The 12,827-nt window shown below is 40.8% G+C and carries 9 protein-coding genes; 7 read left to right on the plus strand and 2 right to left on the minus strand.

The features are described from left to right. Window positions 1-393: 393 nt before the first annotated feature. From prfC to WDB87_RS06760, 4 genes are all read left to right on the plus strand, one after another. Window positions 394-1,983 (plus strand): peptide chain release factor 3, encoded by a 1,590-nt coding sequence (gene prfC / locus WDB87_RS06745; protein WP_286245077.1) that lies wholly within the window; start codon window positions 394-396, stop codon window positions 1,981-1,983. A gap of 62 nt (window positions 1,984-2,045) precedes the next feature. After that, window positions 2,046-3,788 (plus strand): arginine--tRNA ligase, encoded by a 1,743-nt coding sequence (gene argS / locus WDB87_RS06750; protein WP_337849413.1) that lies wholly within the window; start codon window positions 2,046-2,048, stop codon window positions 3,786-3,788. A 378-nt stretch (window positions 3,789-4,166) separates the two neighbouring features. Further along, entirely contained in the window at window positions 4,167-4,805 is a 639-nt protein-coding gene (pdxH, locus tag WDB87_RS06755; RefSeq protein ID WP_337849414.1) for a pyridoxamine 5'-phosphate oxidase, read from the plus strand. A 12-nt stretch (window positions 4,806-4,817) separates the two neighbouring features. Next, window positions 4,818-5,585, plus strand: coding sequence for a TatD family hydrolase (locus WDB87_RS06760; RefSeq protein ID WP_337849415.1), 768 nt, complete (start codon window positions 4,818-4,820; stop codon window positions 5,583-5,585). Here WDB87_RS06760 and WDB87_RS06765 read toward each other — a convergent pair. Beyond that, window positions 5,552-6,172, minus strand: coding sequence for an AhpA/YtjB family protein (locus WDB87_RS06765; RefSeq protein WP_286245073.1), 621 nt, complete (start codon window positions 6,170-6,172; stop codon window positions 5,552-5,554). The two genes, WDB87_RS06760 and WDB87_RS06765, sit on opposite strands and share 34 nt — an antisense overlap. A 151-nt stretch (window positions 6,173-6,323) precedes the next feature. Between WDB87_RS06765 and serB the strand changes: the two genes are divergently transcribed. Then, window positions 6,324-7,340, plus strand: a complete 1,017-nt coding sequence (gene serB, locus WDB87_RS06770; protein ID WP_337849416.1) for a phosphoserine phosphatase SerB — start codon at window positions 6,324-6,326, stop codon at window positions 7,338-7,340. A 196-nt stretch (window positions 7,341-7,536) separates the two neighbouring features. On the opposite strand, the gene WDB87_RS06775 is transcribed toward serB, so the two are convergent. After that, window positions 7,537-10,014, minus strand: coding sequence for a PilZ domain-containing protein (locus tag WDB87_RS06775; protein WP_337849417.1), 2,478 nt, complete (start codon window positions 10,012-10,014; stop codon window positions 7,537-7,539). A gap of 357 nt (window positions 10,015-10,371) precedes the next feature. Here WDB87_RS06775 and radA point away from each other — a divergent pair, with 357 nt between their 5' ends. Both radA and WDB87_RS06785 read left to right on the plus strand, forming a co-directional pair. After that, complete coding sequence (radA, locus tag WDB87_RS06780) at window positions 10,372-11,757, plus strand: DNA repair protein RadA (RefSeq protein ID WP_004586161.1); 1,386 nt, start codon at window positions 10,372-10,374, stop codon at window positions 11,755-11,757. Between the two features lie 117 nt (window positions 11,758-11,874). Next, window positions 11,875-12,807 carry a hypothetical protein gene (locus tag WDB87_RS06785; RefSeq protein ID WP_337849418.1) on the plus strand — a complete coding sequence of 311 codons (933 nt, stop codon included), beginning with the start codon at window positions 11,875-11,877 and terminating at the stop codon, window positions 12,805-12,807. Window positions 12,808-12,827: the final 20 nt, after the last annotated feature.

The following is a 12,827-nucleotide window of genomic DNA, read 5'->3' on the forward strand; positions in this document are numbered from 1 at the left end:
TATGGGGTGTTAATAAGCTATTGCTAAGGAGGCTTTTATATTCTTGACACTTTAAGTTACCTGTAAAGGTTTAAAAGTTACCCTATTTATGTACTTGAAGTGAAAACATCATTATTAAAACCTAATGTATCTACCAATTAAATTAGAGTTAGCTGGCCCCCTAAAATAGTAAATAGACAGAGCCAAGATATTTTTAAGTTAGATAGCACACTTTTATACCGACTCCTGTTACAATTGCCACTATTAAAAAATTAGCTATATGGCGTTAATTGTAGTCAATTTATTCACACTAAATTGCTCAAAGCCCAGTTAATAACGATCAACTTAACGGGTTGCCTTGCATACACTTAATGTTATGCATGTAACTTGGCATCAAACTAAAAGAACTTATTAATGGCAGACCAGAATATTATCAACGAAATTAGCAAGCGAAGGACTTTTGCAATTATATCGCACCCGGATGCTGGTAAAACAACCATCACCGAAAAAGTACTTTTGTTCGGACAAGCGATTCAAAAAGCCGGTACTGTAAAAGGCCGTGGCTCTAATCAGCATGCGAAGTCTGATTGGATGGAAATGGAAAAAGAGCGTGGTATATCGGTTACTACCTCTGTAATGCAGTTTCCATATAACAATGCGCTAGTTAATTTACTTGATACCCCTGGACACGAAGACTTCTCAGAAGATACTTACCGTACATTGACCGCGGTAGACTCGTGTTTAATGGTTATTGATGCCGCAAAAGGTGTAGAAGACCGTACCCGTAAACTAATGGAAGTTACGCGCCTACGAACCACGCCAATTGTTACCTTTATGAATAAGTGTGACCGTGATATTCGTGACCCAATGGAGCTACTTGATGAAGTAGAAACAGAGCTAAATATTGCTTGTGCGCCTATTACGTGGCCAATTGGTTGTGGTAAAGAGTTTAAAGGTGTTTACCACATTCATAATGACGAGGCGGTTTTATATAAAACAGGACAAGGTCATACTATTCAAGAAGTACGTACAGTTAAAGGCCTTGACAACCCAGAGCTTGATACTGCCATTGGTGAAGAGCTCGCTGAACAATTACGTGAAGAACTAGAGCTAGTAATAGGTGCCTCTAACGAGTTTGATCTTGAGCTGTTTTTAGCGGGTGAGCTTTCGCCCGTGTACTTTGGTACAGCCCTTGGTAACTTTGGTGTAGACCATGTGCTTGATGGTTTAACGCAGTGGGCACCAACGCCATTGCCACGCGAAACAGATGATCGCCAAGTTGTTGCAACAGAAGAAAACTTTACTGGTTTTGTGTTTAAAATTCAGGCCAATATGGACCCTAAACACCGTGACCGTATTGCCTTTATGCGTATTGTATCGGGTAAATACAGCCAAGGCATGAAAATGAACCATGTGCGTATTGGTAAACAAATAAGTATTTCTGATGCGGTAACCTTTATGGCAGGCGATCGTGAGCGCGCAGCAGATGCATTCGCGGGCGACATTATTGGTTTACACAACCACGGCACGATTCAAATTGGTGATACCTTTACGCAAGGCGAAAAGCTAAAATTTAGTGGTATTCCTAACTTTGCCCCTGAGCTATTTCGTCGTATTCGATTAAAAGATCCGCTTAAACAAAAGCAGTTATTAAAGGGCTTAGTACAGCTATCTGAAGAGGGCGCAGTTCAGGTATTTAGACCACTTATTAATAACGATTTGATTGTGGGCGCGGTAGGTGTGCTTCAGTTTGACGTAGTTGTAGCGCGTTTAAAAGCAGAGTACAACGTAGATGCTATTTATGAAGGCGTAAACGTAAATACTGCGCGTTGGGTACACTGTGATGATGTTAAAAAGTTTGAAGAGTTTAAACGCAAGTGCGAAAGCAACCTAGCACTCGATGGTGGCGATAACTTAACTTACATAGCGCCGAGCCGTGTAAACCTTAATCTATCGGTAGAGCGTTACCCAGACGTAACATTTAGCCATACGCGCGAAAACTAGAATTGACTGACTAAAGTTAACTGAAAGCCTGCTTTAGCGGGCTTACAAAGGTAAATAATATAATGAACATTCGTACTATCTTGGTAGAAAAAGCCATTGCCGCCATGACTGCAGCAGGCTTACCTGAAGACACAAACCCAGCAGTTACACAAAGCACACGTCCACAATTTGGTGATTACCAAATTAATGGTGCAATGGGCGCCGCTAAAAAAATGAAAAGCAACCCACGCGAGCTTGCACAAAAAATTATTGATAACCTAGATGTAACCGAGATTGCTGAAAAAACAGAAATTGCCGGCCCAGGTTTTATTAATATTCATTTAAAGCCTGAGTTTTTGGCCAACAGTGTAAAAGCAGCAAACAGCGATGCAAAACTGGCTGTAAACGAGCACGCTGAACCGCAAACTGTTGTGGTAGATTACTCATCGCCTAACCTTGCAAAAGAAATGCACGTAGGCCATTTGCGTTCAACCATTATTGGTGATGCCATTGTACGTGCGCTTGAATTTAGAGGCGATAAAGTCATTCGTCAAAACCACATGGGCGATTGGGGCACACAGTTTGGTATGCTAATTGCGCATTTAGAAGATCAAATTAGTCAAGGCGTAGACTTAGAGTCGGTAGCGCTTGCTGATTTAGAAACATTTTACCGCGATGCTAAAAAACGTTTTGACGATGAAGAAGGCTTTGCCGATAAAGCCCGTGATTACGTTGTTAAACTACAAGGTGGCGACGCGCACTGTGAAAAGCTATGGAAGCTATTTATAGCAACCTCTGTTAAGCACTCTGAAGAGGTTTACAAACGTCTAAATGTAACGCTTACTCAAGACGATATTATGGCTGAAAGTGCTTACAACAGTGAGCTTAACGATATTATTAGCCTATTAAAAGATAAAAACATAGCTGTGGAGTCGCAAGGCGCACAAGTGGTGTTTTTAGATGAACTTGCAAATAAAGATGGCGAGCCATCTGCGTTTATCGTGCAAAAATCTGGCGGCGGCTTTTTATATGCAACCACCGATTTAGCCGCGTGTAACTATCGCTCAAATACCTTAGGCGCTGAGCGTATTTTAATATTTGTTGATGCACGTCAAAGCCTTCACTTTAACCAAGTAGAGCTTACCGCACGTAAAGCAGGCCTTTTACGCGATGAAACAAGCTATGAGTTTTGCCCATTTGGCACCATGATGGGCGCCGATGGTAAACCATTTAAAACCCGTACCGGTGGCACTGTTAAACTTGCTGATTTACTTGAAGAGTCGATTAGCCGTGCAGCAGCAAAATTAGCAGAGCGTGAATCAGACTTATCGGATCATGAGCGCAGTGAAATTGCGCGTAAAGTAGGTATTGGCGCCGTTAAATATGCTGATCTGTCTAAGCATCGTACCAGCGATTACATATTCAACTGGGACACCATGTTAAGCTTTGAAGGCGCTACAGCACCTTACTTACAATATGCTTATACTCGTGTACGCAGTATTTTCCGTAAATCAGGTGTAGATGCCGCTACGCTAAATGCTGATGTAGCTATTACAGAGCCACAAGAAAAAGCGCTAGCGCTTAAACTGCTACAGCTTGAAGAAGTCCTTGATTTAATGATCAATGAAGCCACTCCACACGTATTATGTGGGTACTTGTACGAACTAGCTAGCTTATACATGACATTCTACGAAGCCTGCCCAGTACTTAAAGAAGGCGTAGAGCCAAGCGTACGTGATAGCCGTTTAGTGTTGTGTAATTTAGTGGCAGATACGCTGAAAACTGGATTGGACTTACTTGGCATTGAAGTCATGGAGCAAATGTAATCACCGTCGTATTTTAACCTAATACTGCGTTATCTAATCCGACTTACCCTAATCACATACAAACCGTATGCTCATAGGGATAAGCCGGATTAGACGCCTTGTCTTAGGCTAAACTACATAGGTGAACGTCTGCTGCGTGTAGTTCGCTTTGACTGCGTTGTTGTGCTTTTTTAGCCTAAGTCACATACTAATTGTATGCTCCTTGGCATAAATAGTTCTACCGCCTTGCTAGCACTTCTACACTTGCAGATAATGTTAGGTGTTTATACTTGACGTCTCCTATAGGTGCATCAATTTTGTAGCTGATAGCTGATAGCTGATAGCTGATAGCTGATAGCTGATAGCTGATAGCTGATAGCTCTTTAGAAGGATTTGTTTATGAAACTCGAAGATATCCGCCGTGAATACCTGCAAGACGCGCTAAGCGAAGATAACTTGCAAGATGATCCATTCAAACAATTTGAAGCGTGGCTTGAGCATGCTGTGGGCAGTAATATTCCTGATCCAACGGCTATGGTTGTGGCAACGGTTGATGAAACTGGGCAACCTTCGCAGCGTATTGTGCTGTTAAAACACCTTGATGATAACGGGTTTGTATTTTTTACTAATACGGGCTCTCGTAAAGCACAAGAGCTAAAAGGTAATAATAAAATATCGTTGCATTTTCCGTGGCACCATATGGAGCGCCAAGTGATTGTGTACGGCGAGGCTAAACCATTACCTACATCAGCCGTGGCAAAATACTTTTTATCACGCCCTAAAGAAAGCCAATTAGCGGCCTGGGCTTCAGCGCAAAGCAGGCCCGTGTCGTCGCGAAAAGTACTTATGGAAACCTTTGCCAATATGAAGAGCAAGTTTGCCAAAGGTGAAATCCCATTGCCTGACTTTTGGGGCGGCTATTGCGTAGTACCTACAAAAATAGAGTTTTGGCAAGGTGGCGCACACCGTTTACATGACCGCTTTATGTACCAGCGCCAAGACGATAATAGCTGGCAAGTGACACGTTTAAACCCTTAAGAAGCTACGCTTGTGAAGTTTATAGACTCCCATTGCCATCTTGATTTTAATGAGTTTGACGCAGAGCGTGAATCACTTATAAAAGAATGTGTGGCAAAGGGCGTTGAGCGCTTTATAGTGCCAGGCATTAGCTTGGCGCAATCTAAGCAGCTAATTGAGTTTAAAAGCGAATACCCACAAGTGCATATAGCTGCAGGGCTCCACCCTTACTTTTTAGATGATCATAAAGAACTTCACTTAGCGCAGTTATTCGACTTTGCAAAAGCCAACAAAAATCAGCTGGTGGCAATAGGTGAGTGTGGGCTCGATAGAAGTATTGAAAACCTTGCAAAACAAACGCGGTTATTTGAGCAGCAAATAACGATTGCTAATGAGCTAAATTTACCGCTTATTGTGCACCACAGGCAAAGCCATGACTTAATTGCGCAATCGTTCAAACGTTGTAAGCCAAAATATGGTGGGGTGATACATGCGTTTTCGGGATCACTCCAGCAAGCACACTATTACATTAAACAAGGTTTTAAATTAGGGGTAGGTGGGGTTATAACATACGAGCGAGCAGCTAAAACCCGTAATGTCATTGCTCAAATTGAGCCACAACACTTAGTGCTCGAAACCGACTCGCCCTCAATGCCACTTAGCGGTCACCAAGGTGAAATTAATACGCCACTACACATTCCAAATGTGTTTAACGTAGTATGTAGTTTAAAACAATGTAGCGATAAAGAGGCGCTTGCTAAGCAGCTTTACGACTCTTGCTCTGAGGTTTTTTGCATATAACGGTTTACCTGCCAGCGCTTTAGTGCACGCCCTAGCTGCCAAGTAAAAATACACGCAATAACTAGCATTAACAAAACTTGCCTGCCTAAATCATGAAAATGATTGTGGCTGTCTGATATCGCCGCACGGGTTAAATAGGTAATAGAGACAAAACCAAGAGGCTTGTCTATATCACTTACAACAGGCTCGACAAACGGGGTTTTTAGCTTACTTATACCAGGAGTCGACTCTGGTAATTGGCCATATACATGATGCGACTGCCAATGATCACTGCTGGCTATAAGCACACCTTGCTGATCGTATATTGTGGCTGAAAGTACAAACTCGTCTTTACTTATATCGTTACACAACGCATTAAGTTGTGGTTTGTTTTTAGCAAGCAATGGCTCTTTAGCATTAAGTGCCATAAATCGGGCTAAGCTTTTGGCAGTATTATCGGCACTATTATAAAGTAGTTGGTGGCTTTCAAAGCTACTGTTAACACCTACAAAGCTCAGTAATACAAAACAGCCCGCAGCCAATAATAAGCGAATAATTCGCTTTCTTTGTGATGCAGATAAAGGGCTTTTTATATGGTTATTTTTCATAGTCACCGTATATGCTACTGACAGCATTTTGATTTGATGTTACAACTATAGTAACTATAACCTTAAATCTACCTCAATGGCGAATTTAGCGTTATGAATCCCCTAATTGATACGCAAAATTAGAAAAATAAATAACAAACACGGAGAACCCATGTCGCAAATGAACATGGCACAGCCAGCTGCTGAGCAAGCATTACACTCTTTAACGCTAAACACATGGTTTGATTACAATGATGGGCATTTTATTCCCGCTCAAACACTACCAGATAAAACCGTTGGGATATTTAGTATTGCGTTTGCCGGTGATTTTGAACTAACGCATGTAACCAGTATCATCAAGTTTTTAAAAGAGCACGAACTTAATGTAACCGCTGTATGCCAGTATCAGCCTGACTTAGGCTTAGCACCAGCTTTGTGTTTTTATAGCCCTGAAGCTGATAAAAAAATTAATCCGCTTGCGCTAGGGGAGTTTGCAAACACGCTTGATTTTCAGCTAGTACAAGTCATTACGCCGCCAAACTTATATAAACCAGGCTTATTGGTTATGGATATGGACTCCACCGCCATCACCATAGAGTGCATAGACGAAATTGCGCGTTTAGCTGATGTTTATGACGATGTGGCCTCTGTGACCGCACTCGCAATGGCGGGCAAACTAGATTTTAGCGAAAGTTTAAATCAGCGTGTTGCAAAGTTAGCAGGTATAGAGCAAAGCTTAATAGACGGCTTAAAAAGTACTTTGCCATTAATGCCAGGTATTAAAGCGTTATGCCAAATATTAAAACAGCATCACTGGTATCTAGCCATCGCATCAGGCGGTTTTGTTCCTTTTGCAGAGCGTGTGCAACAGCTTATTAACTTAGATGAAGTACATGCTAATGTACTTGAATTTGCAAACGATAAGCTCACCGGTAAGGTCTCTGGTACTATTGTTGATGCGCAGCAAAAAGCGGTTATTTTAGAAACGCTGCAACAAAAGTTGGGCTTAGAAAATACGCAAACGGTAGCCATTGGCGATGGCGCAAACGATTTGCTAATGATGGAAAAAGCAGGGTTAGGTGTTGCTGTACATGGTAAGCCAAAGGTGGTGGAGCAGGCTCAAGCCGCTATATGTCAGGGTTCTTTATTGCAATTGCTGTATATGTTGGCAATTCCTTTAAAAAAGTAACCTGAGAATATCCGCTAAAATAAGTTATACCAATTCGCATAATCAAGTGATCTATTTTGAGGATGGAAAAACGTGTTGATAGCAAGGCAAAAAATTCGCTATTTAGTTATTCTAAATGAGAATTTTTTAACGCAGATAGCGACACGTTTAGCCCCTAAAAATGATTAAGTATTATTGCGGATTGGTATTAAGCCGCTTAGCGCAAGCGGTTTAACCACAGCAGTTTTCTACGGCCCATTTGAGCGACCTGCTTTTGATCTAACTCTAAATGGCTAAGCGCTTCGTCGGTTATATCTACAATATCACCCACTCCAGATACTGCCCATAGTGCTTCTTCTATGTCTTTTGCTTTGTGCATTGCGTATTGGCTTACATATTTAAGCTCGTTTGATAGATAGTCTGTATCTGGGCGGCCGGTACGAGATAAGTACAAGCGCATAACAAATACCAGCTCAGATTTAACGCCTGCGCTAATTTGCTCATTAAAGCTTGAATAGTTTTCGCCTAGAACGCATTGGCTTGTAACGGCCTTTTCAATACTGTCCTGTTTAGGGTCAAAGTTAATCACGAGAGTAAATGGTAAAGGCGGATCTTGTCGACTTCGGTCTTTAATACTTGGGGTGATCACATCAATAATTTGTTGCTGCGTTAATATATGGCTTAAATCTGTTTTGTTATTTAATAAGCCAAAATTTTGTAAAATCACGTGGATAGGGCTGGCATATAAACCAAAACCTATGGCACCTGAAATAAAGTGGCTTGCTTCTTTATGTAAATAAAGCGGGAATTGGCAAACGCTTTTTGTCACCATATTTCTAAGTGCAGTAGAAAGGCCCTCTATTTTAGGCGCCTCTTCAGATACTTTTAGTTTATCTTTATTACTTTCAATTAATTGGGTAAAAAAGTTAACCCCAGCATGCGGTAAGTCTGCCACTCTATTGGCTTTTAAATTAATGGTTGTTAAGGACTTACTAATTGCCATTACTTCGTATTTAAGCTCACTCAAATTATGCTTTTTAGTTATTTTTTGTAAATCGGGGAACGACAGTAAAACAATATCGCCTTTTTTAAAGCTAACCGGAACGGATGATTCTAGCTGTAAACCCATAACCGAAAAATCCCGAGAATGGGCCTGGTACTGCTTATCCTCAAAGGTAACTAAAGCGGGTGTTTTATATAAGTAACGTTTGTGAGAGCGTAAGTTTACATACTCTAGTGCAACAATATCTAAATATGGCGGTTTGTTATGTTTAGCATGGCCAAAATGCTTAAGTTGGTTAACTATCGCTTTATCAAACGGTAATTTTTTATAATGCGCTTGTTCTTCGCTATTACCAATGGCGGTTAAAACCGCAATGTATTTCACATCTTTTATAAGGCCTGACACGCGGGGCGATGGCGGTTTATTTAGTTTTTCAATGTTTTTACCCGCCGAATTAGGCAGCGATAACGGAATAAACGAGTCATCTGGGTGGCTTGGCATAACTTGTAGCTTAAAACATTGCCAGCTGTCTTTTTGACTGCCGAATCCTAAAAATAGATTTTTTAATTTGGGGTTGTTATTAAGCTCTGTGCGAGTGGCTGAGTAATAATAAATTTTTCCTGCAGATACATGTGTAAAGGTATATAGGTACTCTTCTTTTACGGCGGTTACTTGGCTAAGCATTTGACTAATACGTTGATTATTCAAAATGCTATATAAGCAGGGTACTTTTCTTTCATCAGTAAAATAGCGCTGAATAAAAATATTATTTTCAGTTGTCAGGCTCAAGCTTGGGACTATTTGCTCGCCTTTTTTGCTTAAAAATACGTATAAGGAGGTAACGCGCGGAATATAATATTGCTCATAACCCTTCGAGACAACAGCATCAAGGGTGTTATCTAAATTAACTTTATAGCGGCGTTTATTACCATGGATAAAGCTTTCTAAAAATTCGTCAAACTTCTCATTGTTTTCAATGTAGGTACGTTTTAGGCGGATATGATTATATTCACGAGATATGTTTTCAACAGCGACCACTTCATATTGAATACCATTTTTAAGGCCTAGCTCAAAGTCTTGCTCAAGGCCGACTAAACGCATGGCAATAAGTTGCCCTTTTTTAATAACTTGGCGGGTAGAAAGCTTAATTTTACAGCCACTTAAAGAAATATCTGAAGTGCTAGCTGCAATATTTTTCTTATCGTTGTACTCAATTTTAACTTTAATCGAGTAGTTCATTCGCTCCTCAGAGCGGCTTTCATAAGAGGCAAATTTTATTACGCTGGTAGTTAGAGTGTCGTTTTCAACTTGTGTATCACTTTGCTCTTGCGCTTGCTTTTGTAGTACGCGATGGTTGTTTTCGGTGTTCATTACCGCTTCGTATACCGCTAATGTATAGCCGCCGTGTTGTTTAAGGGCTGTTTCAAATACTTCTATGGCGGTGTCATCCATAAAGTGTTGTTTACCATTGTGCTCATATGGGCGCACTTGGCCAGTTACTAAGCCTCGTAAGTCAACAAAGCGGGCAACAGGCTGAGAAAGCCGCGACATTTCCATTTTCATCAAAAATTGCTCAGGCTTAGTTAAACCGGCCGTTTTAGATTTGAAAATTTGGTCGAACTTTGCGTTACCTAAATAGGTTTTTAGCTCATTTACGAGGTCTTCGTGTTTGAGCAGTATGTCGTCAGCCATTTATAAATCGTCACCGTCTAATTGAAAAGTTGGTATACTGTAAAGTCCATTTATTTGAAAACTTCAATAAACGTAACATCGCGCTATGTTATTAATATAGGTACGATTTTTCGTGTAAGTACAGTTTAACTCTTGTTATTATGTGTTAAATGCCAATTTGTTGGCAAGTTACTTTAAAGTATTTAAAAGCAATAAGTATGCCCTAACTTAAAGTAAAAGAGAAAACTGTATGCGTCTGTTTCTAATATGGTTCCTAACGTGTTTTGGTAATATAGCGCTGCTAAGTAGCGCACCCATGATAAAATAAATAATTAAGTGAAAATATCTTAAATCAAACAATAGTAGGTAAGGTTATAAATGGCTAAAGCGGCAAAAGTAGAATTTGTTTGTACAGAGTGTGGTATGAACTATCAACGTTGGCAAGGTCAGTGTCGCTGTGGTGCGTGGAACACGTTAGCAGAATTTAAACCCTCTGCAGGGCAAAGTAAAAAAGCCGCTGCGCGAGCAACCGTTGGTGGTTATGCTGGCGGCATTGGTGGCGGTTCTAAAAAAATTGATGATGTTGCCACCACTGAGGCCGAAAAACAGCTTACTGAAATTGGCGAGTTGGACCGTGTATTAAGCGGCGGCGTAACCACAGGCTCGGTAAATATTATTTCAGGTGACCCAGGGGCGGGTAAAACAACGCTTTTATCTGACTTAGTTGCCAGAATGTCGCAGCGTATGCCATCGCTTTATTGTACCGCTGAGGAGTCGCTGTCGCAGTTTAAAAACCGTGTAAACCGCTTAAAGCTTAACTATAACGCCGATGAACTCTATTTACTGTCCGAAACCAGCGTAGAAACCATTATTGAAGAACTTGATAAAAACAAAATTAAGTTTGCAGTAATCGATTCTATTCAAGCGGTTGTAACCGATACCGCCAACGGCAGCCCAGGTTCGCCTTCGCAAGTAAAAAGTGCCGCGCAAGCGCTTACACAATACTGTAAGCAAAACGATGTCACTATGTTTATTATTGCCCATGTAAATAAAAACAACGAAATTGCAGGGCCGCAAACATTAGTACACATCGTTGATGCGCTCCTGCATATAGATACGAATGATGGACAAGTACGTACGCTTAGAGCTAACAAAAACCGTTTTGGTGATATTGATACCGTGGGTATTTTTAAAATGTGCGAAAGGGGCATGTTGAGTGTAGATAACCCTAGTGAGATTTTTCTATCAGGATCAAGTACTGAATCACCAGGCTCTACTATTACCTGTATTCGAAAGGGTAACCGTAACTTATTGCTCGAAATACAATGTTTAACTACCGAAACCGAAGCTGAATTTCCGCAGCGTGTGTGTGTAGGTTTAAACATGAACCGTATAAAAATGCTTACTGGTATTTTACGTAAACACACCAAAACTAAAATATTCCACGATACGTTTTTTAATATTGTGGGCGGCTTACGAATTGATGAAACAGAAACCTGTATTGATTTAGCGTTAGTGACTGCGCTTTTAAGCAGCTTAAACGAATTTGTTGTACCGCGTACAACCTGCATTATGGGAGAGCTTAGCTTAAACGGCGACGTGCGCCCAATTGACAGTGGTGTGCCGCGAGTTAAAGAAGCGGCGCAGCATGGTTTTACCGAAATATTTATTCCATTTCGTAATTACCATAAATCGATGGAAGGGCTGGGGGCTAAAATTACGCCTGTAAAAACAGTGCATGAGCTACTTAGTTTAATTAATTAACGCTTACAGGGATTGCCATGCAATGTTACTCTTGAGCTAATACCAACTCGCAATAATACTTAATTATGCGGATTCGGCATAACACAATTTATACAAAGAACAGAATAAGGAAATAACATGAAAAAACTCGTAATAGCCATAGCCATTGTTGCAGCAGGTGTGGGTGGTGTTAGCTACGCAAACTATGTAGCAACCCAAGAAGTACGCACCGAAGTAGACAAGCAACTTGCTTTAGTGAGCGATCAAACCGGTGCAACATTTAAATACGCGGGTTTATCGGCAAGTGTTATTTCACAAAGTGTTGAAATTACTAACATGGAAGTAATTAGCCCTGAAGGTGAGAACGTAGCACATATTCAAAGTATTGAAGTAACCGGTTACGAAACCGATAAAATATCGCCACATACATCGTTTACAGTAAAAAGCTTTCAGTTCGATAAAGACTTTGTAGCAAAACTACCTGCTGATACAAACGAAATGCTTGCCTCTGCAAGTTACGACTTAAGCTCATCGCTCGATTACGATGAGCAATCTGGCGACAGCGATGTGGTTTTAAAACTCGATGCAAAAGATATTGCTAGTTTTAATATGGATGTAGGCCTTGCTAATTCTAAAGCATTAATGGACGCATCCCTTGCTATAAGCAAAGCGCAACAAGAAGCTGGTGACGCGCCGCTTACGTACGAGCAAGAGTTACAACAGCAAACCTTAGTGATGCAAGCGATGAGTAAGCTTGAGCCACGAAATATTAATTTAGTGCTTAATAACCAAGGCAAATTAAAAGAGCTATTTGTTGGCGAGCTTGAAAAACAAGGTATGACGCTTGAGCAAATGCAAATGACGCTACAGCAACAGTTACAGCAAGCCCCCGTAACTGAAGAAATTGCACAGGCGCTGACTGATTTTGCCAAAGGTTTAAACTCATTAAGCATATCGGCAAAATTGCCTGAAGGTAAAACCATGATGGAAGTAAACCAGCAAATAATGATGTTAGCTGGCCAGCCAGAAGAGCTAGTTAAATTTGTTAATTTAGAAGTTAAAGGCGAGTAATAGCGAACTGCTCTCAGCTG

Source organism: Pseudoalteromonas sp. C12FD-1 (assembly GCF_037414265.1).
Lineage (GTDB): Bacteria > Pseudomonadota > Gammaproteobacteria > Enterobacterales > Alteromonadaceae > Pseudoalteromonas.